This is a genomic window from Litoribacterium kuwaitense, from assembly GCF_011058155.1.
In the GTDB taxonomy this organism is placed as follows: Bacteria; Bacillota; Bacilli; order Bacillales; family DSM-28697; genus Litoribacterium; species Litoribacterium kuwaitense.
In genome coordinates this window covers 1-23,595 of the sequence record NZ_JAALFC010000037.1, presented here as the reverse complement: position 1 = coordinate 23,595, position 23,595 = coordinate 1, and the positions used below count along the sequence as shown (strand labels likewise).

At 44.6% G+C, this 23,595-nt stretch carries 22 protein-coding genes, 9 tRNA genes, 1 rRNA gene, 2 pseudogenes and 1 riboswitch; of the genes and pseudogenes, 30 read left to right on the top strand and 4 right to left on the bottom strand.

Annotated elements, in window-relative coordinates; translation table 11 throughout:
• Positions 1–12: 12 nt before the first annotated feature.
• Together G4V62_RS15395 and cls are read right to left on the bottom strand one after the other, a co-directional pair.
• A complete protein-coding gene (locus G4V62_RS15395; protein ID WP_165203728.1) occupies positions 13–309 on the bottom strand; it encodes a thiamine-binding protein in 297 nt (98 codons plus the stop codon).
• Positions 310–485: 176 nt separating this feature from the next.
• Positions 486–592: riboswitch (TPP riboswitch) on the bottom strand.
• 44 nt (positions 593–636) lie between these two features.
• Complete coding sequence (gene cls, locus G4V62_RS15390; RefSeq protein ID WP_165203726.1) at positions 637–2,145, bottom strand: cardiolipin synthase; 1,509 nt, start codon at positions 2,143–2,145, stop codon at positions 637–639.
• A gap of 339 nt (positions 2,146–2,484) precedes the next feature.
• Here cls and G4V62_RS20670 point away from each other — a divergent pair, with 339 nt between their 5' ends.
• The 4 genes from G4V62_RS20670 (at position 2,485) to G4V62_RS15370 (ending at position 7,557) form a co-directional block, all read left to right on the top strand.
• Positions 2,485–3,402, top strand: coding sequence for an STAS domain-containing protein (locus tag G4V62_RS20670; RefSeq protein ID WP_165203724.1), 918 nt, complete (start codon positions 2,485–2,487; stop codon positions 3,400–3,402).
• Positions 3,403–3,974: 572 nt separating this feature from the next.
• On the top strand, positions 3,975–5,456 hold the full coding sequence (cshA, locus tag G4V62_RS15380) for a degradosome RNA helicase CshA (RefSeq protein ID WP_165203722.1): 1,482 nt from the start codon (positions 3,975–3,977) through the stop codon (positions 5,454–5,456).
• 165 nt (positions 5,457–5,621) lie between these two features.
• Positions 5,622–6,101, top strand: coding sequence for a PH domain-containing protein (locus G4V62_RS15375; RefSeq protein WP_165203720.1), 480 nt, complete (start codon positions 5,622–5,624; stop codon positions 6,099–6,101).
• Positions 6,094–7,557 (top strand): PH domain-containing protein, encoded by a 1,464-nt coding sequence (locus G4V62_RS15370; protein WP_165203717.1) that lies wholly within the window; start codon positions 6,094–6,096, stop codon positions 7,555–7,557. Before G4V62_RS15375 ends, G4V62_RS15370 begins: the two co-directional genes overlap by 8 nt.
• 97 nt (positions 7,558–7,654) lie before the next feature.
• On the opposite strand, the gene G4V62_RS15365 is transcribed toward G4V62_RS15370, so the two are convergent.
• Positions 7,655–8,257 carry a rhomboid family intramembrane serine protease gene (locus G4V62_RS15365; RefSeq protein WP_165203715.1) on the bottom strand — a complete coding sequence of 201 codons (603 nt, stop codon included), beginning with the start codon at positions 8,255–8,257 and terminating at the stop codon, positions 7,655–7,657.
• Positions 8,258–8,361: 104 nt separating this feature from the next.
• Between G4V62_RS15365 and acpS the strand changes: the two genes are divergently transcribed.
• The 15 genes and pseudogenes from acpS (at position 8,362) to G4V62_RS15290 (ending at position 21,436) form a co-directional block, all read left to right on the top strand.
• Positions 8,362–8,715, top strand: coding sequence for a holo-ACP synthase (acpS, locus tag G4V62_RS15360; protein ID WP_165203713.1), 354 nt, complete (start codon positions 8,362–8,364; stop codon positions 8,713–8,715).
• Between the two features lie 134 nt (positions 8,716–8,849).
• A complete protein-coding gene (locus tag G4V62_RS15355) occupies positions 8,850–10,376 on the top strand; it encodes an NAD(P)H-hydrate dehydratase (RefSeq protein ID WP_165203711.1) in 1,527 nt (508 codons plus the stop codon).
• Between the two features lie 47 nt (positions 10,377–10,423).
• The gene (locus G4V62_RS15350; RefSeq protein WP_246218466.1) at positions 10,424–11,470 is read left to right on the top strand and encodes a LolA family protein; all 1,047 of its coding nucleotides are present in this window, start codon (positions 10,424–10,426) and stop codon (positions 11,468–11,470) included.
• Positions 11,471–11,584: 114 nt separating this feature from the next.
• On the top strand, positions 11,585–12,718 hold the full coding sequence (gene alr / locus G4V62_RS15345; RefSeq protein ID WP_165203709.1) for an alanine racemase: 1,134 nt from the start codon (positions 11,585–11,587) through the stop codon (positions 12,716–12,718).
• Positions 12,719–13,010: 292 nt separating this feature from the next.
• On the top strand, positions 13,011–13,283 hold the full coding sequence (locus G4V62_RS15340) for a CopG family ribbon-helix-helix protein (RefSeq protein WP_165203707.1): 273 nt from the start codon (positions 13,011–13,013) through the stop codon (positions 13,281–13,283).
• A gap of 4 nt (positions 13,284–13,287) precedes the next feature.
• Positions 13,288–13,638: a type II toxin-antitoxin system PemK/MazF family toxin gene (locus tag G4V62_RS15335; protein ID WP_165203705.1), complete on the top strand. Its 351-nt coding sequence runs from the start codon at positions 13,288–13,290 to the stop codon at positions 13,636–13,638.
• Between the two features lie 234 nt (positions 13,639–13,872).
• A pseudogene (rsbRA, locus tag G4V62_RS15330) lies at positions 13,873–14,693 on the top strand (RsbT co-antagonist protein RsbRA).
• An 11-nt stretch (positions 14,694–14,704) separates the two neighbouring features.
• Positions 14,705–15,061, top strand: a complete 357-nt coding sequence (gene rsbS / locus G4V62_RS15325; RefSeq protein ID WP_165203703.1) for an STAS domain-containing protein — start codon at positions 14,705–14,707, stop codon at positions 15,059–15,061.
• A gap of 1 nt (position 15,062) precedes the next feature.
• Entirely contained in the window at positions 15,063–15,464 is a 402-nt protein-coding gene (locus tag G4V62_RS15320) for an anti-sigma regulatory factor (protein WP_165203701.1), read from the top strand.
• A 15-nt stretch (positions 15,465–15,479) separates the two neighbouring features.
• Positions 15,480–16,490 (top strand): PP2C family protein-serine/threonine phosphatase, encoded by a 1,011-nt coding sequence (locus tag G4V62_RS15315; protein ID WP_165203699.1) that lies wholly within the window; start codon positions 15,480–15,482, stop codon positions 16,488–16,490.
• Between the two features lie 62 nt (positions 16,491–16,552).
• On the top strand, positions 16,553–16,885 hold the full coding sequence (locus G4V62_RS15310; protein ID WP_165203697.1) for an STAS domain-containing protein: 333 nt from the start codon (positions 16,553–16,555) through the stop codon (positions 16,883–16,885).
• Positions 16,882–17,370 carry an anti-sigma B factor RsbW gene (rsbW, locus tag G4V62_RS15305; protein ID WP_165203695.1) on the top strand — a complete coding sequence of 163 codons (489 nt, stop codon included), beginning with the start codon at positions 16,882–16,884 and terminating at the stop codon, positions 17,368–17,370. The genes G4V62_RS15310 and rsbW overlap by 4 nt, the downstream gene beginning before the upstream one ends.
• Positions 17,336–18,124, top strand: coding sequence for an RNA polymerase sigma factor SigB (sigB, locus tag G4V62_RS15300; protein WP_165203693.1), 789 nt, complete (start codon positions 17,336–17,338; stop codon positions 18,122–18,124). Before rsbW ends, sigB begins: the two co-directional genes overlap by 35 nt.
• A gap of 1 nt (position 18,125) precedes the next feature.
• Entirely contained in the window at positions 18,126–18,731 is a 606-nt protein-coding gene (locus tag G4V62_RS15295) for a PP2C family serine/threonine-protein phosphatase (RefSeq protein ID WP_165203691.1), read from the top strand.
• Positions 18,732–19,264: 533 nt separating this feature from the next.
• On the top strand, positions 19,265–21,436 hold the full coding sequence (locus tag G4V62_RS15290; RefSeq protein ID WP_165203689.1) for a Tex family protein: 2,172 nt from the start codon (positions 19,265–19,267) through the stop codon (positions 21,434–21,436).
• A gap of 26 nt (positions 21,437–21,462) precedes the next feature.
• Here the strand turns inward: G4V62_RS15290 and cmpA are convergent.
• Positions 21,463–21,558 (bottom strand): annotated as a pseudogene (cmpA, locus tag G4V62_RS15285) (cortex morphogenetic protein CmpA); the annotation flags it as partial.
• Between the two features lie 169 nt (positions 21,559–21,727).
• Here cmpA and G4V62_RS15280 point away from each other — a divergent pair.
• From G4V62_RS15280 to G4V62_RS15230, 11 genes are all read left to right on the top strand, one after another.
• Positions 21,728–22,177 (top strand): SprT family protein, encoded by a 450-nt coding sequence (locus tag G4V62_RS15280; protein WP_165203740.1) that lies wholly within the window; start codon positions 21,728–21,730, stop codon positions 22,175–22,177.
• A gap of 144 nt (positions 22,178–22,321) precedes the next feature.
• A tRNA-Asn gene (locus G4V62_RS15275) sits at positions 22,322–22,396 on the top strand.
• A 1-nt stretch (position 22,397) separates the two neighbouring features.
• Positions 22,398–22,488: transfer RNA gene (locus tag G4V62_RS15270), tRNA-Ser, on the top strand.
• A gap of 7 nt (positions 22,489–22,495) precedes the next feature.
• Positions 22,496–22,567, top strand: a tRNA-Glu gene (locus tag G4V62_RS15265).
• A 41-nt stretch (positions 22,568–22,608) separates the two neighbouring features.
• Positions 22,609–22,684: transfer RNA gene (locus G4V62_RS15260), tRNA-Asp, on the top strand.
• Between the two features lie 9 nt (positions 22,685–22,693).
• Positions 22,694–22,768 (top strand) — tRNA-Gln (locus G4V62_RS15255).
• Positions 22,769–22,816: 48 nt separating this feature from the next.
• Positions 22,817–22,904 (top strand) — tRNA-Leu (locus G4V62_RS15250).
• A 27-nt stretch (positions 22,905–22,931) separates the two neighbouring features.
• A tRNA-Arg gene (locus tag G4V62_RS15245) sits at positions 22,932–23,008 on the top strand.
• Between the two features lie 20 nt (positions 23,009–23,028).
• A tRNA-Gly gene (locus G4V62_RS15240) sits at positions 23,029–23,102 on the top strand.
• 14 nt (positions 23,103–23,116) lie between these two features.
• Positions 23,117–23,193: transfer RNA gene (locus G4V62_RS15235), tRNA-Ile, on the top strand.
• A 133-nt stretch (positions 23,194–23,326) separates the two neighbouring features.
• A 16S ribosomal RNA gene (locus G4V62_RS15230) occupies positions 23,327–23,595 on the top strand; the annotation flags it as partial.

Sequence of the window (23,595 nt, the reverse complement as noted above, 5' to 3'; positions counted from 1 at the left end):
GCTCCATACTTTTTACCCTCTGTATTTGCTGATTTTTTCATCAAGAGTGACGCCTCCATCTGGGCGGTAATGGATCTTTACATGCGTCATGACTTCATGAGCACCTGCAGCAATGCATGCGTCCTGGGCTTGTTTGACAATTTGCAAAAGGTGATTTAATTCTCCCTCCATCACCGTTTCCATTGGTCCGACCACATAAGAAACACCAGACTGAGCAACGACATCAATCGCGCGGTCAACAGCGTCATACGAACTCTCCCCAGGATTCATTTTCGGTAATACTTGAAAACCTAAGTTTACAGTGGACATACGATCTCCTTCCCTTCATTTGATGTATCATTGAATCACTGCGTAAACAACGCCTTCGACTCGTTTAAGTTGATAGCGGTGTATGATCACAACAGCTCATGCTTTTTTTGCGCATAAAAAACATCGCTAAAGAAGCGATGTATATACCAAAGCAAAAGTAGCCACATGATCTATAACAAGCGGCAACTCGCTGACATCCCTTCGCTGGCATGATCCAGATCAGGTATTTTGGGTCGGTGACAAATCACCCTCTCAGCCAAAAACGGCTCCCCGCAGCATATTCAATTCAAGTACACTATAGCATTCAGATCATAAGGTGTCTACTGTCTACAAGACCGGTGAAAATAAGCGAGAAAAGGATTCTTTCACCCGCATTGAAAAAGGTCTGTTTTTCCATTCAGAGGATATAACTTGCCTGCAATCGTTAAGGTCGGATTGGTAATCATTTACAAGTGTAGCGACAGCCTTTGATTGAAACAGAAATACATTCGCTTCAAAGTTTAAGTTAAAACTGCGCAGGTCGACATTCGCTGTCCCGATTGAAGCGACGTTTTCATCGACAATGATGACTTTTTCATGGAGAAAACCTTTATGGTACGTGTAAATATCTACGCCTTTAGATAAGAGCTCTGCAAAGTAAGATTGTGTCCCGTAGCGAGTAAAAAAACCATCGTTTTTTTCCGGTACCATTAAACGAACATCTACACCTCTGGAGGCGGCTGTGCTTAACGCCGTACGCATCGCTTTGTTAGGTATAAAATAAGGCGTAGCAATCCATACCGATTGTCGTGCTTCAGTGACCATCGTAAAGTAGATGTCGGCCATTGTTCCTTGCTCAGAATCTGGACCGCTTGACACGATGTGTACACCACCATCCGCACTTTCTTGTAAAAGTGCTTCATTGGAAATGAACTGTTTAATGGGCAATTTTTCTCCGCTGACATATTGCCAGTCCATTAGAAAAATCGTGTGCAAATGTTGAATGGCTTCACCTTTAATTTTGACATGTGTGTCGCGCCAGAAGTTAAACTCTCGTGAACGACCGATATACTCGTCTCCGATATTCAGTCCACCGATATAACCTGTCTGCCCATCGATAATGACGATTTTGCGATGGTTTCTAAAATTAACTTTTTGGGTTTTGAGTCCTTCACTCAATGGAAGGAATGCATAAATGTTGACACCGGACTGTTTCATTCGTTGAATGGCTTTGCGCTTCAACTGAATGCTTCCAATGCCATCGTAAATGACACGGACATCTACACCTTGCTCCGCTTTGTCACAAAGGATGTCAATGATCGTCGTCCCGATGTGATCTGAGCGAAAAATATAGTACTCTAAATGGATAAAGTGTTTCGCTGTCTTCAAATTGGTGATCAGGTCGGGGAATTTTTCTTCGCCGTTTGTCAGTATATCGGCATTCGTATAGAAGCTCATATCATTTTTTGTCGTTTGTTGAATAAAAGTAGAGATCGTTTTTTCTGTTTCTCCTAAACCTTGCCACGTATCGCGAGGCTTGTTGTTATGGAGGCGATCAAAGTACCAGCGATTGTCTTGTCGTTTTTGCCTGAATAAGTGTCCCTTTACTTCCAACTGCCCGGTCATTAAGTACAGGGCATAGCCTGCAATAGGGAAGAAGATCATTGTATAAATCCAGAGGAGTGTTTTGTAAGGATTTCGGCCTTCGAGTAGAATGGCAAAGCAGATTGAAGCTATGATGAAGCCATAGATGAGCCAAGAGATGAAGCGTTCTCTGTCATCGACCCAATCACTTATCCCTAGGAAGAAAGAAGCAATCAATAGCAACATTAAAAAGACCTGTCTCGTTTGTTTCATTGTCGGTTTTCCCTTTCCGTTGTTAGCAGTCCTTGCAATGATAAGGATATACCCGTTTATGCCATTATTTAGGCTTGGTTTTCGTGTGACCTATTCAAGTCTTTACGGATATGCACGCTTAGATGACCAGGTTTTCTTAAGCAATGCAGGGTCCGATTGATTTTTTGGATGATATAAAATTTTTATAGACGTAAAATACTTGTTTATTTATATGAGGAAACGGGAAAAGCAATGGGACTTACTTCATAAATGCTAACGGACTAGGCTGGTGCTCTAGCAATTGAGTTGCTGTGGCTCGGCCTTTTGCTTTTAAATACAGGAAAGGTGGTGGCGGTGCTGGTGGGGGACAGTTTACGGCGCCTTGACGTCCCTTTATACAGCAGGATCATGGAAGACGTGTTGAAAAATATAAAAGACATATTGCTAAAAGAAGGTATTCATTTACGTAACCAAGCTGATGAATGGATGATGACGTATGGTGAGAAAAAGTTGAATGGTCTCAGGAACAGTCAGTCCGATCAACTGTTTCTCAGGTTAATCAATACGTTAGCCGAACAACTGACTGAGTCACCAGATACCACTCACACAAACGACCATTTACAAAGCTGGGTGAGTGATGCTTCTCAATTTGCAGCACAAAACGACCATAGCTTACATGGAGCTTTACAAGTTTTAAAATACACTCGGTTGGCGATTTGGAAGCGCATGGAACGAGAGTTTGAGGACAGGCGCTTAGACGAAAGTGGGTTGCTGACAGCGGGTTGTCGTATTGATCTGGCGATGGATGAGGCCATCATTGCCTTTATGAAACAGTTTTTAAAAAATCAAGACAATCTCCTCCAGGCGGCTCATCAATCCATTAGGGAGTTATCGGTCCCTGTCGTTCCGGTTTTTGACGGTGTGGCGATTCTTCCTTTAATTGGCGAGATTGACACGGATCGTTCACACTTTATCATGGACAATACGTTAAAGCGCAGTATGGATTTACGATTAAATTATATGATTATTGATGTTTCTGGGATTATGAACATGGATACCTATGTCGCTCGTGAGCTTTACCAAATTACTCAATCTCTTAAGTTGATCGGGATAAAGGCATACTTAACAGGATTACAGCCATTGGTGACGCAGACAATTGTGTCTCTCGGCATTTCATTTAAAGAAATAGATACGTTTGGAAGCGTCCAACAAGCATTAGAGCATATTGGTGTTGTATCTCATTTACAAAAAACAAAAGACTTAAATACCCCGTCATAAACAGTGTTTTAAAATACACTTTACATTCGTGTATGAGAATGTGGGATTGCGGGAAAGGTTTAATAATGCTAACATAGGTGAGTAATGCTGTCGTCAATAAGCAACGAGCGGGACGAAGCGGTAAAGAGTGTCACCGAAGGTTTGCTCAAGGAACAGCTGAGGCGCTTTCCGCATCGTTTGGGAAGTGCTTTTTTAAAGCGTTGGCCTAGGAGCAGCAATGGCGTCCTAAAGGATGATTCGAGTAAACCATTGGGCCGTGGATGACGGAACTCCGATATAGGAGCACCCGGTCTATTTATAGATAGGATAAAAGCCCGCGCTTTGCGGAGATAGTGGTACACATAAGCATGAAAGCCCCCTTGCAGAGAGGGTCGCACACTTAAAAGATGAAAGGTGGTGACTCTGCTACTGATAGAGCATATAGAGTACGGGGCGTTTGATTCCCTTTTTTGAACTGCTCGGATGATTTCAATCAATTTGATGTGAAGAAGCCTAGGCATGATTGAGAGGATTAGACGGTGAATACGTAATCCAAGAAAGTGCTGTATATGTGATAAGTAGCAGAAAAAGTATTGGCAAAATTTAATGAGCTAGGTTTAGGCAATGACATTCTTGAAGCAATCGGACAAATGGGATTTGAGGAGGCAACGCCAATTCAGGCGCAGTCCATTCCTTTGTCTCTTCAAGGGACTGACGTGATCGGTCAAGCGCAAACTGGAACAGGAAAGACAGCGGCGTTTGGTGTCCCTATGATTGAAAAAACTTTGGAAAAGCACCCAGGGATCGCTGGGCTGGTCGTTGCGCCGACGAGAGAGCTAGCAATGCAGGTTGCCGAGGAACTGAACAAGATCGGGCGCTTTAAAAATATCCGCGCCTTGCCGATTTATGGTGGTCAAGATATTCAGCGGCAGATTCGCGCACTGAAGAAACGCCCGCAAATTGTTGTCGGCACACCAGGAAGATTGCTCGACCATATTAAACGGAAGACATTACGTCTACAAAAGCTTCATACGGTCGTTTTGGACGAAGCGGATGAAATGTTGAACATGGGCTTTATCGAAGATATCGAAGCCATTTTAAAAGAAGTGCCTGAGGAAAGACAAACACTTCTCTTTTCAGCAACGATGCCAGATCCGATTCGCCGGATTGCTGAAAAGTTTATGAAAGACCCGGAGACCGTGCGCGTTAAAGCAAAAGAAGTGACGGTACCGAATATTACGCAAAACTTCATTGAGGTAGACGAACGGAAAAAATTTGACGCGTTCACCCGACTTCTCGATATGGAAAACCCTGATCTGGCGATTGTTTTCGGTCGTACGAAACGTCGTGTCGACGAGCTCTCGGAAGCCCTTGCTTCACGTGGCTATTCGGCAGAGGGGATCCACGGTGATTTAACACAGTCTAAGCGGACAAGCGTCATGAAGCAATTTAAAAATAGAAGCATTGAAGTACTCGTGGCGACAGACGTTGCGGCGCGTGGTTTAGATGTATCAGGAGTCACTCACGTCTATAACTTTGATATACCGCAAGACCCAGAAAGCTATGTGCACCGAATCGGTCGGACGGGTCGTGCTGGAAAAACAGGCGTAGCCTATACGTTTGTGACGCCAAGAGAAATGGGTCAGTTGAAAAATATTGAACGACTAACGAAGCGAAAAATGACACGCAAGCCTGTGCCGACAACGACAGAAGCGTTAGAAAATCAGCAGCGTTCAACAATTGACCGCATTAAAGAAACAGCTGCTGAATCGAACTTGAATGACTACACAGCATTAGCCGAACAGCTTCTTGAGGATCATGACTCCGTAACACTTTTAGCTGCGGCTGTGAAGCTCCTTACGAAAGAGCCGGATCAAACACCAGTTCAGTTAACGGCTGAGGCGCCTGTTGTATCACGAAAAAATTTTCGCGACAAACGAAGAGGTGGCGGACAAAATCGTCAAAAGCAATATCGTGGCGGTAAGTCTGACTTCCGTCGCCGCCGCGGAGGTCAAGGTGGCCATTCTAATAAACGCTCCAATTATAGAGATTCAAAGCATTCTTCAAATGAATAAGCTACAATGATGATCGCTGGTTTGATAACTGAGGTTTTCCTTAGTTTGTCAAATCAGCTTTCTTTTTGGCAGCGATTTGTGAAACCTTTTGGTTCATGATCAGGTATGTTATAAAAGGAATAGAGTTTTTAGAGTGAAAGTGTCACTCGAAAGGAGAACGAGACGATGCGAACTTTGCCTAGGCAACGTATTGCAAGGGATGCGTTAAAGGTTTGGCGTTTAACCGCCGCAATCACTACGATCATCGGAGGGGTCGTGGTTGGACTGATTACGGGTTGGACAATTTGGCAATCATGGCCGCTTTGGATCGCTTATACGGCGATTGGCCTTCTCGTCATATTTGGTGTAATATCGATCGCTGTCATGCCCACGCTTGTATGGAGACGGTGGCGTTATGAAGTGCGGGAGGAGGAGGTTGAGCTCATGAAGGGTGTTATAATTACTAAGCGGACGCTGATTCCAATGACCAAGGTTCAGCACGTTGATACGATACAAGGTCCATTTTTAAAAAAATATAAGCTGGCAACCGTTACGGTATCGACGGCCGCCACGACACATGAAATTCCAGCGCTGGAACAGGAAGAGGCAGAAGCTTTGCGCGACCAAATTGCGAGGCTTGCCCGGCGGGTGGATGTAGATGAGTAGGAAACGGCTGCACCCATTACACATTCTTTTCTCGTTATTAAAAGGGGTTCGCGAAATGCTATTCCCCTTCATCGCTGTCATTCTTTTTGGCCAGAGCATATGGGTATTATGGGGGGTCTTGGCAGTTGTCGTCATCGGTCTGTTAACGAGCGTCATTGGATGGTGGCGGTTCACCTATGCAGTAGAAGATGCACAGCTCCACATTACACAAGGGCTCATCATACGAAAAAATCGCTATATTTCAAGAGAGAAAATTCATAGCCTTGATATCTCCCAAAATATTCTCCATCAGTGGTTTAATCTCGTGAAGCTGCAAATTGAAACAGCAGGGGGAAAAGATGAAGCAGAGGCTGTGCTGAGTGCGATTTCTAAAAATGAGGCGGAGCTGCTGCAACAGCTATTAGCACCCAATAAGACAGGTGACCGAAGTGCTGATGCGCTGTTTGAGTCAGCAGGTAATGATGTGTCATCATCAGAAGCGCGCTGGTATATGTCAAGGAAGATGATGTGGCTGATGGCAGCGACGTCAGGCGGAGTAGGTGTTGTTGTCTCAGGTATTTTCGTTTTTCTTTCCCAATTTGACGAGATGCTGAGCTCAACGGTGGCAGATCAAGCGTTTGAGTATGTGTTAAGCTTAGGCTTCGTGCTCATTGGTGTGTTTGCTTTCATACTTCTGATCGTGCTTTATCTCGTTGCGATGATTGTAACGTTGCTAAAATATGCTCGCTTTACCTTAAGTAAAACGAGTGAACAAATTAAAATTTCTCGTGGGCTTTTGAATAAACGACAACGGACAATCGACTTAAGTAAAATTCAAGCCGTACGAGTTCAACAAAATTTGATTAGACAGTGGCTTGGTGTCGCGACGGTTTATGTAGAAAGCGCTGGGAGCGCTAAGGAAGAGACGGGCTTTTCAACAATTATTGCACCTCTCCTTCCGGTGAGTGAGGTCCCCGAAGTCCTCGAGCGAATGCTTCCAGATTACATTGTCGCAGAAGATTCATGGACGCGCAGTCCAAAGCGTGCTCGAATTCGCTATCTCATTCGCGCCAGCTGGATATGGGTCATTGTCGCTGCGACCTTGAGTGCCGTCCTTTATCCATTTGGACTATTGGCATGGCTTGTTGTCGCCGGAACGCTCGTCTTTGGCTTTCGTGAACACCAAGTCGCAGCGGTACGAACAACCGAAAAGCATCTCCTTTTTCGTTATCACAATTGGAGTAAGCATACGGTGATTGTCAAAAAGCAACATATGCAAACATATGAAATCAAACGGACGCTTTTACAGCGGAAAGCCCGTCTCGCCCATCTTTCTTTTTCAATTATGGCCGGAAGCGGCGGGAAAACGTTTCAAGTCAAAGATATGGAGATCGATGTGGCGGAAAGTCAATATGACTGGTTCTCAAAAGAGTGCCCGGTACTGATTGCTCAGCCATTAGGAGAAGAGCATCAATAAAAAATATAAAAAAGCCACTAGCCAGTTTGTGAATATTACGCTTCACAAGGCTAGTGGCTTTACTTATGGTAAAAATAAGTGAAGAAAGCAGATTGTCTTACAGCCGAGGGCTTCGCCGCTTTGCGAGCAGTAATGGTGCAAGAGCAGCACCACTGACAAACCCAAACAAATGCCCGTAAATGTTGACATTCGTATTAAACACACTCATGATAATGCCAATCACAAGAATAATAATGATAATTTGTGCATTCATACGATCAATTAAATCTTTTCGATTAAAGATCATATATACGTAGATGCCAAAAAGCCCATAGACGGCACCTGATGACCCGACATGACTTAATGTCTCCGGACCGATAAAGAACGTGATGATGTTGGCAAGAATACCTGATCCAAAAAACAATATGAGAAAGCGCACGCGTCCTAAAATGTTTTCTAAGGCTGGGCCGAATAAAACGAGAGAGAAACAGTTGAAAATGACGTGGGCAATCCCGGCATGAAGAAAAATAGGTGTAATCAGTCTCCAATACTCGCCTTCAGCAATTAAATAGTTGAAGCCAACCCCTTGGTACATTAAAATCGCCGAATAGGGAAGGCCGAGCTGCATATAAAGAGCAATGATCAGCTGCACGGCTACAAGTATAGTGATAATTGGAAATGATCGTCTGAACTCTTTAAAGCTTTCGGTTCGTATGAACATAAGCAAAACTCCTCTTTAACTCCGTCAACGCTAAATTAAAGTAAGTGTATCATATCTTTATAGCTCCAAGAAAGAAAAGTCGTATCATGAAGGGGGCAAGCGAGATGATTGTAGGGATTGGCTTAGATATTGTAGAGCTGGCGCGGATAGAGCGGTTTTACCGTGATAAACCCTCATTTGCAACCCGTATTTTAACACCGGCGGAACAGAAGGAATTCGCTCGATTGTCTGGACGCCGAGCAATTGAATACCTTGCGGGACGCTTTGCAGCAAAAGAAGCCTATGCAAAAGCGATAGGAACTGGATTAGGGGCTGCTTGCGGATTTCAAGATATTGAGGTGTTAAAAAGTCCATCAGGTGCACCAGTACTGCGTGCGAACAAAGAAGAGCGGCGTGTACATATCTCTGTGACACATAGCGAGCAAGTGGCATGTGTTCAAGTGATTATAGAAGAATAAGCCTTTTTAGTTAGGCAATCATCATCAATCGTTTCAAGTGTCATAGACGGAACGTAAGCGTGTTGTTAAAGAGCTCGTCTGCATAATGTGACAACCCCTATCATAGGATATATTGCGGTCAGGAGGGAACCGTTTTGAAGATCGTCACAGCTCAAGACATGTACAAGGTAGATCGCTGGACTATGGAAGCTGCTAGTTTACCAGAAGTCCTCCTTATGGAGAATGCAGGGAGGGCTCTTGGGAAAGAGCTTGAGGTGGAAAAAGGAAGCGTGTTGCTTCTCGCGGGTAAAGGCAATAACGGTGGAGATGCCATTGCGGCAGCCCGTTTCTTAGCTGAGTGTAACCGAGAGGTGGCTCTCTGGCTGTTGCACCCGCCTGAGGATTTGAGTCAAACTGCGCAAAAGCATTTACATGCTTACATTAAGGCGGGACATGCGTATGACGTATACTCTGCCCAGGAGCCGGAACCGCTCTTTTTAGCTATCGAACAAGCTGAGGTCGTGGTTGATGCGATGCTGGGGCTTGGGGCAAAAGGAGCTCCGAGACCTCCCTGTGATGAGCTCATCAAGAGGGCAAATCAGGCGCAGGGGCGGCGGATTGCTGTCGACATACCTAGTGGTGTAGCCCACGCGCTCCATGAAGGCCCTGTATTTAAGGCTGATGAGACTTTCACCTTGCATGCACCGAAGCAATCAGCCTTCGAGCCACAGTGGACGCCCTTTTACGGCAAACTACATGTATTAGATATCGGCATTCCGAAGAAAGCTTTTGACGTCACAGACAGTGCGCTTCAGCTCTGGGAGTGGCGGGATGTTTTAAGGACTTTCCCGCAGAAGCCCGATGATGCTCATAAAGGCACCTCTGGAAAGGCTTGTCTATTCGCCGGATCACCAGAGATGCCGGGCGCAGCAGTTCTTGCCGGAAAAGCTGCTCTGCGAGGAGGGGCAGGGCTCACAACGCTCGCATTACCAAAATCACTTGTATCGATGGTGACCCAAGCTCTGACCGAAGCGACATATCTGCAATGTCAAGAAGACTTTGCCGGTAGCTTTTCCGGAGTGCTTCCCGATGTCACCCCGTTTGATGCAATTGCCGTTGGTCCTGGAGTCGGACGGCAACAAGGGTCAGCCAGGCTTGTGGAGCAACTCATGAGACGAACAAAAGCGCCCCTTGTGATGGATGCAGATGCGCTTTATCACCTCAGCCGACATTTGGAGGACTTAAAGCATCGGACATGGCCTACCATATTGACGCCTCATCCGGGAGAAATGGCCCGGTTGTGTGGTCTATCCATCAAGGAGGTTCAAGCGGACCGGTTTCGTGTATCACGAGACTTTGCAAAAATGCACCGTATCTATCTCGTGCTCAAAGGGCCTCACACCTTGATTACTACTCCCGAGGGCAGACAATTTGTCAATTCCACAGGCAATGCTGCGCTGGCTAAAGGGGGAACCGGGGATGTACTGACTGGCCTGGTGACAGCTTTACTCATGGTCCATGACCATATTGACGACGCATTGTGCAATGCGGTGTATTTGCACGGAAAAGCAGCAGATACACTGGTCGATCGTGGGCATTCAATGATCGGAGTGGTCGCCACAGATGTAATTAATACGCTGTCCAGCGTACTTTGTACTGTTGAAAATCAGAAATCAATTTAGTTGTTCTCTCCTTTGTCGTCGAATTGAAGACAGAGGGGTTGAAAACATTGAAAAGATCGTTTTTCAGCATCACCATGTTGTTCTTCATTTTATTGTTGGCGGCGTGTGGTGACAAAAGTCAAGAAGACGTCATGGCGGATCTCGAGAATAAATTAGAGACGATGGAAGGGTATAAAGCAGAGGCAACAATGACTGTTCAAGCAGGTGAGGAGCCTCAAAGCTATGACGTAGATGTATGGTACAAGCAACCCGATTTCTATCGTGTTTTTCTTAGCCGTGGTGAAGATGAGCCTAGTCAAATTATTTTGCGAAATGAAGAAGGGGTATTCGTTTTAACACCAGCACTGAATAAAAAGTTTAAATTTCAGAGCGACTGGCCTGAAAATAGCAGTCAGCCATATTTATACGGTTCGCTCGTTAAAGATATCTTGATGGATCCAGAAGCTTCTTTTGAAATCGTTGATAGCCAATATGTGTTTCAAACGAAAACGAACTACAAATCTCACCAAACCATACCAGCACAGCGTATTTATTTAAACAAAGATCTTTCTTTAGCGCGTGTCGAGGCGCTGGATAGCAATGGCGCTGTCCTCGTTCAGGTTGATGTAGCGTCCTTTGAGTTTGACCCAGCCTTTGAAGAAGATGCTTTTGATATGGAAAGAAATGAGTCTGCGGCACAAATTATGGAAATGCCAGCCGTTGCAGAAGAGAACGAAGAAGACAGTCATGCAGAAGAAGCTGCTGCGGTGACGTCCTTCCCAGTGATGTATGTCGATGAATCATTAGGGTATGATTTGGTCGAGGAGAAGACCATTTCTCAAGAGGATGGGGACCGCAAGATTTTGAGCTATAAAGGTGAAGAAGGCTCATTTACACTAATCGAAGAAAATGTTGATGTTGATTTAGAAGCAGAGCGCCCTGTGTTTATGCCTGAAGGAGAGCCTGTAAATATTGGAACATCAATTGCAGCACTTAACAAAGGGTCCATCTCATGGTCAGCAGAAGGTATCCAATTCTACATTGCCTCCAACGATTTATCTCAAGATGAGCTCGTAACAGTTGCAAAATCTGTTCAAGCACAAGCGGGAAAATAAACGCTTCGACCTGAGAGCTAAAATGTTCTCAGGTTTTTTAATGATTGAATTCATCATAGGGCTGACATAAACTTAGATACAAGAAAGATATCTAGAGACATTGGAGAGAATGACATGGATGATGTACGAGAACGATCCATCTATAGAGATACTTGGGCTGAGGTTGATTTAGAGGCAATTGAAACGAATGTCAAAAATATGATTACTCACCTCGGTTCAACGACAAAGGTGATGGCTGTCGTGAAAGCCAATGCTTATGGACATGGGGATGCGGAGGTTGCTACAGCTGCTTTACGGGCTGGAGCGACACATCTTGCTGTAGCTACATTAGACGAAGCAGTCGTTTTGCGACGCAAAGGAATTACAGCGCCATTGCTCGTATTAGGCTGGACTCGGCCTCATGACGTCAAAACAGCAGCAGTCATGCATATTGCGCTGACCGCCTTTCAGCCAGAATGGGTTAAACAAGCTGCTGGCATGCTAGAAGATGCACCAGTATGTAACATACACATTAAAATAGATACAGGTATGGGGCGAATTGGGCTGCGGCACCGTGAAGAATTTGCTGATTTTGCTACAACCTTGAACGTCTATAAGTCTTACTTTTACGTTGAAGGGTTATATACGCACTTTGCAACTGCGGATGAAGAAGATGACACATTTCTTAGTTTGCAGCGGCAGCGGTTTGCTGATGCGCGTCACTTTTTTCATTTACAAGGGATCGACCCATTGCTTGTGCACTCTGAAAATAGCGCAGCTGGACTGCAGTCTCCAGAGCGATCTCAAGCGTTATGTCGGCTGGGCATCTCGATGTACGGTCTGTCCCCCTCAGAGTGGGTATCTCATCATTTGCCTTTCCCGCTCCAACCTGCACTATCCTTATATACGAAGATTATAGCGGTGAAGCAGGTCAACGCAGGGGACACGATTGGTTATGGGGCAACATATACAGCAGCAGAGAATGAATATATTGCGACATTACCGATTGGCTATGCGGATGGCTGGCTACGCAAGATGAATGGTTATACGGTGCTTATTAATGGAGAAGAGGCGCCTATCGTTGGGCGGGTTTGTATGGATCAGTGTATGATTTCAGTGAAAAATAAACCTTCTGTCGGAGATGTCGTGACGTTAATAGGGTATGACGGCAACCGGGCAAGAACCGTGGATGACGTTGCGAAGCAGCTTGATACGATTAATTATGAAGTTCCTTGCTTATTATCTTTACGAGTCCCACGTATTTTTTGAGAAACAAGAGAATAATTGGGATAAGAAATGATATTTAATGGTCATAAGCCCATGGTCAAACACGGGAAAGCAGTCTTCATTCTAATCAATGGGCGAGAGAAGACGGTTTCCAACACATTTCTACAAAATTATGAAGAAATGTAGAGGATTTTATCCCGTGTTGGCGAATTATCATCTTAGGAAGGATAGAGATTAGCTTTTCAATGTCTTTATCACATGGTAAGATGATGAGTGGATTGCAAAGTGATCGTAATCTCTATGGCTGGTCTAAGATGGTGGAGGTGGAGTTTTGATGTCCGATACAGAGAATATCACCGTTACGCTCCCTCAGCAGCTTTTGCATGAGTTGGACGGTGTTGTGCATCAAGAGGACGGAAATCGTAACGAACTGATCTATCAAGCGACTAAAATGTATCTTCGTGAAAGAAAAAAGCGTCAGATTCGCGAATCAATGCGTCGCGGTTATATGGAAATGGCAAAAATAAATCTGGATATTGCCTCAGAAGCTTTTTTTGCCGAGGAGGAAGCTGATCACACTCTGCACCGCTTAGTTAGCGGGGTGTAGCGCATTGATTGTCAAACGGGGGGACGTCTATTTTGCGGATCTTTCACCGGTCGTCGGCTCAGAGCAGGGAGGTGTTCGACCGGTTTTAATTATCCAAAACGATATCGGCAATCGTTTTAGCCCAACGGTGATCGTTGCTGCAATTACAGCGCAGATTGAAAAGGCCAAGCTGCCAACCCATGTAGAAATTGATGCCCAACGGTATGGGTTTGAACGCGATTCGGTCATTTTGCTAGAACAGATTCGGACAATTGATAAACAGCGTCTCACTGACAAGATCACGCATCTCGGAGACGAAATGATGAGAAATGTCGATGAGGCTCTGCAAATCAGTTTAGGGCTAGTTGATTTCTAACTATAATTTTTTATACATAACTCCCGTAAGTCAGAAGAAGTTGCTTATTTTTTGGCAACTTTTTTTGTTTTAAAAAGGGAATGACGGTGAAAATTGCAAGCATTTACGAAACATGAAATAATATAAGAGGTATGAAACTTCGCTGTGTAACGATTGGCGTGGTTAATACAGGATTAGCATTGCTTTGTAAGTTATTTGGTGTTAAATGTAAATTTTAATAAAGGAAGGGTTTGTATGAAAATGAATCTTGTAGAAGCCATTCAAAAACATCAACAAACCATTATTGAGCAATGGACGGACAGTCTAAATCAATTACAAGACGTAAAACCGTCTGTATATATTTCTGATCAAGTTTATGAGCAAACAAACAATGAATTTATAGAAGTGATTTTTCTAATATTAGCGATGAATCGACCATACTTTCAGAAGCATTGAAACAATTCTCGGAACGTTTAATCAGAATGGGCTGGTCGTTAAGCTATTTAACCAGCGGTTTACAGCTGTTTCGGCGAATTACCCAGGAAATTTTATTCGAGCAAGAAGAGGTGAGTGACCCTGGAAGCGTCGTGAAGGTGATTGATCAATGGATTGACGGAATGGTGAATGAAATCGTTCGTCATTATTCTGGCTCTTGGGAGAATACAGTTACTTTGCAAAAGGTGGCTTTACAGGAGCTGTCGGCGCCTTTAATCCCAGTCTTTGAAAACATTACGGTGATGCCATTAGTGGGCACAATTGATACGGAGCGCGCTAAGCTCGTCATGGAAAATTTATTGGATGGCGTTATTAAACATCGTTCTGCTGTTGTGCTCATCGATATTACAGGCGTTCCGGTTGTAGATACGATGGTTGCTCATCACATTATTCAGGCGGCAGATGCTGTTCGGTTAATTGGGGCAAAGTGTATTCTTGTCGGCATACGTCCTGAAATTGCTCAAACGATTGTGAATTTAGGGATTGATTTAAGCGATCTTCCAACCAAAAGCACTTTGCGCAAAGGCATTGAATTTGCTTTAAATATAACGAACAGGAAACTGGTAAGCTTAGATAATTAAGGAGGGCAATCATGAGAATTCCGATTTTGAAGCTTCATGAATACTTGCTCATAACGATCCAATGGGAGTTAGATGACCAGACCGCTCTTCAATTTCAAGAGGATTTATTAAATAAAATCCATGAAACAAGTGCAAAAGGCATTGTCATTGACCTTACGTCAGTAGATATGATCGACTCATTTATCGCAAAAGTGCTTGGAGATGTCGTGGGCATGTCTAATTTAATGGGTGCAAAAGTCGTGTTAACGGGTATTCAGCCTGCTGTGGCGATCACGCTGATTGATCTTGGCATATCCATGCGGACAGTCCCGACTGCATTGGATCTTGAACAAGGATTAGAGCGCCTGCAGCAGGAACTGGGGGATTAATATGAATATCCAATCCTGTGTAGATGTACATAAAGAATGGGACATCGTGGCCGCAAGACAATTGGGACGAAATGTAGCAAAAGATATCGGATTTGGGAATGTAGATCAGGCCAGGATTACCACAGCCATATCTGAGTTGGCGAGAAATATCTATCTTTACGCAGGGTCAGGACGAATATGCATCTATCCAATCGAAGAACTTGGAAAGAGAGGACTTGTCATTTCCGCTGTGGACAATGGGCCAGGCATTAAAGATATCCGTCGTGTCATGGAAGATGGGTATTCTACCTCTGGAGGCCTTGGAGCAGGTCTGCCTGGTGTGAAACGCCTCATGGACGAGTTCGATTTAAGTTCCAGTGAAGATAAGGGTACGGAAATCACAGCGAAGAAGTGGCTCCGATAAGGAGGATATTCAGTTTTGGACAATCGTGACATCGTTCAGAAAAGTTATCAATCGTTTTTGAAGCAATATTTACAAAAACAAGATGAGCAAATGTTATATAAAGGTCAGGAGCTCAGTAGAAGAGCTATCGAACAAAACATTTCTCCTGAGGAAATTGTCAATTACCACGTAAGTATGCTCAAGGAGACTTATCCAGATCTTCCGAAAGAAGTGCTTGTCTCCTTTGATTTTTTGCTTGAGGTCATGATCAGCTATGGCTTTGCTTATCGTGAGCATCAGAGTTTACGACATCGTCAGCTAGAGCTTAAAACGGAGATGGAAGTCGCTGCGAATATGCAAACGACACTACTGCAAACTGATATTCCGAGCGTGCCGGAGATGCAAATTGGCGCGCTTAGTGTGCCGGCTCGTCAAATGAACGGCGATTACCATCATTTTACTTGTGATGAAAACAATTGCCTCGGTGTGGCAATTGCAGATGTGATTGGTAAAGGAATGCCGGCGGCTTTATGCATGTCGATGATCAAATATTCTATGGACAGCTTGCCTGAAACGAGAATGCAGCCGAGCGCTGTTTTAGAAAGCTTAAACAGAGTCGTCGAGCGCAATGTTGACCCAAGCATGTTTGTCACAATGTTATACGGTATTTATGATACACGTGTTCACTCATTTTTCTTTTCATCAGCTGGACATGAGCCTGGTTTCTTTTATGAAGCCAAAAAAGATCGTTTTGCCGAAATTTCTACGAAGGGTGTCGTCCTCGGTGTGACAAGACAAGCTTCATTTGAGGAATACCAGCTTGACGTCGCTCCCGGTGATATGATCGTTCTTTTGTCTGATGGGGTGACTGAATGCCGTGCAGGTGATGAGTTTGTTGAAAGAGAGTACATCGTTGATCTCATTCGTAAGTATATGCATTTATCGCCTCAGGAGATTGTTGAGAGTGTGTATGATGAACTCATGAGACTGCAGGGATTCGAATTGAGAGATGACTTTACGCTGATCATTTTGCAAAGAGATGTTTAACGGTCATAAGTTACGGGAAAAAGCCAAAAGACGATTCGAAAATTGATTGAGGTGAATTTGACTTGAATTTAACAATTGATCAAAGCGTAGATCAGAACACCCAAAATGTATGTCTTTCCGGTGAGGTCGATGCTTATACAGCTCCTAACCTTCGTGAAGCCTTGCTTCCTTTAACAGAACAAGAAAATAATACAATTGTTGTTGATTTAACAGATGTATCTTATATGGATAGTACAGGTCTCGGTGTTTTTATCGGCGCGTTAAAGTCTGCCAAGAAAAGTAACAGTCATATGAAGCTGGTCGGAATGAACCAGAGAGTAAAGCGCCTCTTTACGATTACAGGTTTGGATGAGGTGTTAGATATAGACAACACGATCAGGGGTGGATTGAAATGACAAGAAGTCATGATTCTGTAGAAATGAAGATCCCTGCAAAGCCTGAGTATGTTGGTGTTGTGCGCTTAACAGGCTCAGGAGTTGCCAATCGCATCGGATTTAACTATGAAGATATTGAAGACATTAAAGTCGCGCTTTCTGAAGCATGTACAAATGCTGTGCACCATGCATATGAAAGTGAAGAGAATGGCGAAATCAGCGTTACCTTCAATGTGTACAGTGATCGTCTTGAGATGATGGTGGCGGATGCAGGAAGACACTTTGATTTAGAGCAGATTCAGAAGCGGCTAGGCCCATTGGACATCGATCAGCAAAACATCGATAACATGAATGAGGGAGGTCTAGGCCTTTTTTTAATTGATACTTTAATGGATACGGTTGAAGTAATAAGTGATTCAGGTGTCGTCGTACAAATGACAAAATACCTGAAAAGAGATGAGGTGGAGGAGCGTGTCGACCCAATCTCGGCCCCACAATCGAAATAATCAAGAAGTGTATGAATGGATTAGGCTGTCGCAGGAAGATCCAGAGGATGAGGTTGTCAAAGAAAAAATTGTCGAAAAATACGAAGACCTCGTCGTCTCACTCGCTCGGAAATATTCTAAAGGAAAAAGCATTCACGATGATTTAGTACAGGTAGGTATGATCGGACTACTAGCATCGATTCGCCGCTATGATCCTTCCTTTGGTAAAAGCTTTGAATCCTTTGCGATTCCTACCATTATTGGTGAAATTAAGCGATTTATTCGTGACAAAACGTGGAGTGTGCACGTTCCTCGTCGCATTAAAGAATTAGGTCCTAAAATTAAGCGCGCTGTTGAAGAGCTTACGACAGAACTGCAGCGCTCGCCTCAAGTCAGTGAAATTGCCGGGTACTTAGAGGTCAGCGAAGAAGATATTTTAGAGACGATGGAAATGGGGAAAAGCTATCAGGCGCTGTCCGTCGATAGTCAAATTGAAGCAGATTCAGAAGGAAGTACAGTGACGCTGCTGGATCTCGTAGGAAACACAGAAGATGGCTATGAGACAACAGATCAGCGCTTGCTTTTGCAAAAAGTGTTCCATGTCCTCACGGAGCGGGAACAGGAGATCTTAAACTGCACCTATTTTCAAAACATGAGTCAAAAAGAAACAGGTGATTTGTTAGGAATTTCGCAAATGCACGTGTCAAGATTGCAGCGTCGTGCGCTTAAAAAGCTGCGAGAAGCGATCAGAGTTGAGCCGACGGAGTGTTTGTAAAATGATTCACGAACAATTCAACCATATGGAAGTGTATGCCTTTCAAAAAGCAAAGCATAATGATCAGTTCTGCGGCGATAGTTATTTCTTCACAGAGACGGACGAGTACTTTCTCTGTGCACTAGCCGACGGTTTAGGAAGTGGCAAAGAAGCGCATGAATCATCAATGGTGGCCATCGCAGAAATAAAAGCGCATTATGAGCAAGACTCCCTTGAAGGGCTTGTGCGAAGAGCCAATGAGGCAATGAAACAAATGCGTGGGGCCGTACTGACCATTTTTAAGATGGATTTTGTAAGAGAAGAGCTCACGTGCATTTCGGTCGGAAACATTAGGCTTTTTGTACATTCATCCACTGGAAAGCTAACGTATCCACTGCCGCAATCCGGCTATTTGTCAGGCCGACATTGTCCATTAAAGATCCAAACATTCCCGTGCGAGAAGGAAAGCTCGTTTCTCATCCACTCAGATGGTTTAGATTTACGCTCGCCGCGCCAAATCGGTTGGAGAACACCATCGATTGAAGAAGCGTACCGTCTTTTACTGGCGTCTATTTCAGAAGATCCGCCTGACGATGTCACTTTTCTTTTAGGTCGACTTGCCAAGTAAATCATTTTGCGAAGTGCATTGTCGATGAGGCTATCATCCGTTTGGAAGTCAGTCTGTTGAGAAGTGTTATCATCCGTTAATTGCTTTTCTGGCTTGTTATCTCATAAACTAAGGCTCAATTTGAGGCATGTCTTGCCTGCGCCCTAGGTTGCCAAGTGTGCTCGGCACGTTGACAACACCTCGCATCGCGTCGTAGCTTGTTACGCTCGTCTCCTCATAAGCTAAGGTTGGCATTGCTCGCCTTCGCGCCTTGGGTTGCCAAGTTTCCTCAAGTCAGGTTAAGGTCCGGGAAGAGTTGCTAAACGGACGTTAAAAAGCAGATAAAACCATCATAGACGCTGTCTACCCTTTGCTTTCAGATATAACTGAAAGTTTTTTTGTGTTTCTGGGGAAAAAATGGTGTTAAGGAAACAGTTTAGACAGTCTTGTTGCACAGCAGATCATCTTGCGTTTCAATAGTAGAAGAATGTTTTTCGTTTTTTATGAGAGAATCGTTGTGAGAGACGACGATACTGAAAGGATGTATCGATGAAATGAGTGAAAAAACGACTGAGGAAAAGCAACAATATGGTCAGCAAATTGCCCGTGAGCTTTCGTTACGAGAAAAACAGGTGAACAACGTCTTGTCGCTCACGGCAGAAGGAAACACAGTTCCGTTTATTGCTAGATACCGCAAAGAGCAAACCGCTGGGCTTGATGAAGTGCAGATTCAACAGATTCTTGATCGCGCAGAATATATTCATCAGCTGGAAACGAGAAAGCAGGATGTTGCTCGACTCATCACTGAACAAGGAAAAATGACTGAAGCAATACAAAAAAGCCTTGATCAGGCAGAAAAGCTACAAACGGTGGAAGACATTTATCGTCCCTATAAACAGAAACGGAAAACACGAGCGAGCAAGGCGAAGGAAAAAGGGCTTGAACCTTTGGCGGAGTGGCTCAAAGAAGAACAGGATGAGCTGCCGGACAAAGAGGCTGTCCATTACTTATCGGATGAAGTAACGACTGTCGAAGAAGCCATTCAAGGCGCATTGGATATTTTAGCGGAGCAGATGGCTGATGAGCCGAAAACACGCCAATGGGTGCGCAAAACCACGTTTGATCGTGGTATGCTCGAGACATCTGTAAAGGACCAGTCACTAGATGAAAAAGAACGGTTTGGAATGTATTATGATTATGAAGAAAGTGTTAAAAAAATTGTGGCCCATCGCGTGTTAGCAGTTAATCGAGGGGAAAAAGAAGGCGTTCTCAAGGTCAGTTTAACAGCACCCCAAGAAGCCATCCTCGAATATTTATACAAACTGTGGGTGCGTCGACCAACCGCTCCATCGACTTCCTATTTACAAGCAGCCGCTCAAGATGCTTATAAACGTTTGCTACAGCCCGCTGTCGAGCGTGACATTCGTAAGGAATTGAGTGAAAAAGCAGAGAAACAAGCCATTGACATCTTTGCAAAAAATCTACGAAATCTATTGCTACAGCCCCCTCTGAAAGGAAAAGTCGTGCTCAGTGTCGACCCTGCCTTCCGCACCGGCTGCAAGCTGGCGGTCGTTGATGAAACAGGGAGGGTATTATACATCGGCACCATTTTCCCGCACAAACCAGTTGCGCAATATGAACAGGCTAAAAAGGTCATTCAAGACGTCCTTCATCAGTATAATGTCGACCTTATTGCCATTGGAAACGGAACAGCATCGCGGGAAACAGAAGCGTTTATCTCTGAGGTCCTCAAAGAAACAAAAGCACCAGCACTTTATTGCATCGTAAATGAGGCCGGTGCAAGTGTTTATTCAGCATCAGCCTTGGCGAGGGAGGAATTCCCTGATCTAAAAGTTGAAGAACGCAGTGCGGCATCCATTGCCCGGCGGATCCAAGACCCACTCGCCGAACTAGTGAAGATCGACCCGAAATCGGTTGGTGTTGGTCAATATCAGCACGATGTCTCTCAAAAGGAGCTCCAGCAGGCACTTGAATTTATTGTAGAAACTGTTGTAAACCAAGTCGGGGTTAATGTAAATACGGCGTCAGCGAGCTTATTGTCGTATGTCGCAGGTTTATCTCCGGCAGTGGCAAAGAACATTGTTCAGTATCGTGAGGAGAATGGGAAGATCAAGAGACGTGATACGCTGAAAAGTGTTCCAAGACTCGGCGCGAAAACGTATGAGCAATGTATCGGTTTTTTACGTATTAACGACGGGGACGTTCCTTTGGATCGAACAAGTATTCACCCAGAGAGCTACCATGTGGCTAAGGCCATTTTGGAAAAATCGGGGTGCGGCGTTGACCAATTAGGAAGCGATCGGGTCAAGGAGCATCTAGCACAAATGAATATAGAAGAAGCGGCAAAGCAATGGAATATTGGTACAATGACCTTAAAAGACATTATGGATGATTTAATGAAACCTTCAAGAGATCCGCGTGATGACATCGAGCAGCCGTTGCTGAAAAAAGGTATTACGACATTGGAGGATTTAGAGCCGGGCATGGAGATGCAAGGGACCATTCGGAACGTCGTAGATTTCGGGGCCTTTGTCGATATCGGTTTAAAACAGGATGGATTAGTTCATATCTCAAAGCTGAAGCAAGGTTTTGTGAAGCATCCGATGGATGTCGTAGAAGTCGGTGATGTTGTTACGGTATGGGTCGAAACGATTGATAAAGCAAAAGGCCGTGTCGGGCTGTCAATGGTCGCCATCGAATCGTAAAAAGCGGCCTTAAGGGGAGTATTTATTCTTATAAAAAACCAGCATTGATTTAAAAGTTTAATCTCGTAGCGGTTTTTTTCTAAATAGGCTTTTTTTAATTGTTTTCTTAACCAATGTGGCAATTCATTCACCCCTTTCGTCGTTTTTTTTAGCGGAGTACCTATGCTGAACAAAAGCAAAGGATTTTAGTAATAAGTAAAGGGATGACCTAACGGAGGTTTTGTAAAAGGGTATGCTAAACAGCTTGTTTATGTACCACCTTCTTTATCCATATAAGGAGCGGTGAAAAAATTGACGGATCAAGAATTGCAAACATATGTAGAAAACATTTCACAGGTATTTTTTCATAAGCCGTTTTTGCATAGAGCTTGCTTCAATGCCCGGCTCCGTACAACTGGAGGGCGTTATGTTTTAAATGATCATTCAATTGAAATCAACCCGAAACATGTAACTGAGTTTGGCTTGCCGGAGCTTGAGGCGATTGTGAAGCATGAGCTTTGTCATTATCATTTGCATTTAGGAGGTAAAGGATACAAGCATCGAGACGTCGATTTTAAAACCTTATTGCAGCAGGTCGGAGGAGCAAGGCATTGTCGTGCTCTTCCGACAGCTGTTCCACGTCATACGTATGAATGTATATCGTGTGGACTTCAGTTTAAGCGTCAGCGTCAAATCCGTACTGGGCGTTATCGCTGTGGAAAGTGTTATGGGAAACTAAAAAAAGTTGCATCGGATGGTTGACGGTTATGAATGACCTATGGTAAATTTATAAAGTCGCTAAGGACAGGCGGTACTTGTTCGCATGTTTTATTTATAATTCAGCGTTGACAACGACAAATAAGTATAATATACTATTACTCGTCGCTTGGAAATAAAACAAAATATTCCACAGTAGCTCAGTGGTAGAGCTATCGGCTGTTAACCGATCGGTCGCAGGTTCGAATCCTGCCTGTGGAGCCATGGAGAAGTACCCAAGTGGCTGAAGGGGCTCCCCTGCTAAGGGAGTAGGTCGTTCACGCGGCGCGAGGGTTCAAATCCCTCCTTCTCCGCCATCGATGTGGCCCGTTGGTCAAGTGGTTAAGACACCGCCCTTTCACGGCGGTAACACGGGTTCGAATCCCGTACGGGTCATTTAAATATTACTTTTCCGGCTTTATGCCGGTGATGCACGAGGTCCCGTGGTGTAGCGGTTAACATGCCTGCCTGTCACGCAGGAGATCGCCGGTTCGATCCCGGTCGGGACCGCCATTTTATTGTTGGGCTATAGCCAAGCGGTAAGGCAACGGACTTTGACTCCGTCATGCGCTGGTTCGAATCCAGCTAGCCCAGCCATGTTAGTTATTGCACAATTGCGTGTGTACTTTGCATGAATAGATGTTTGCGGTCGTGGCGGAATGGCAGACGCGCTAGGTTGAGGGCCTAGTGGGAGTTAAATCCCGTGGAGGTTCAAGTCCTCTCGACCGCACCAACTCATTTTAGAATAAAAAGCGCCATTGCGCCCGTAGCTCAATTGGATAGAGCGTTTGACTACGGATCAAAAGGTTAGGGGTTCGACTCCTCTCGGGCGCGCCATATATATAGACTGTACTTATGCGGGTGTAGTTTAGTGGTAAAACCTCAGCCTTCCAAGCTGATGTCGTGGGTTCGATTCCCATCACCCGCTCCATTTTTATGCCATGGGGGCCTGTAGCTCAGCCGGTTAGAGCGCACGCCTGATAAGCGTGAGGTCGGTGGTTCGAGTCCACTCAGGCCCACCATACTTTGTTTTTGCCCTTTGAAAACTGAACAAAAGCCAAGCGTACAAACGTGCCATGTCGAGACATCGACATGTAAAACAAACAACTGTGCAAAGGACGAATCCCTTCTATATAGAAGGTAGATTCAAAAACTCTTATGGAGAGTTTGATCCTGGCTCAGGACGAACGCTGGCGGCGTGCCTAATACATGCAAGTCGAGCGGATGAAGGGAAGCTTGCTTCCCGGATTCAGCGGCGGACGGGTGAGTAACACGTGGGCAACCTGCCTGTAAGACTGGGATAACTCCGGGAAACCGGGGCTAATACCTGATAATCCTTGAACCCGCATGGGTTTAAGATGAAAGATGGCTTCGGCTATCACTTACAGATGGGCCCGCGGCGCATTAGCTAGTTGGTGAGGTAA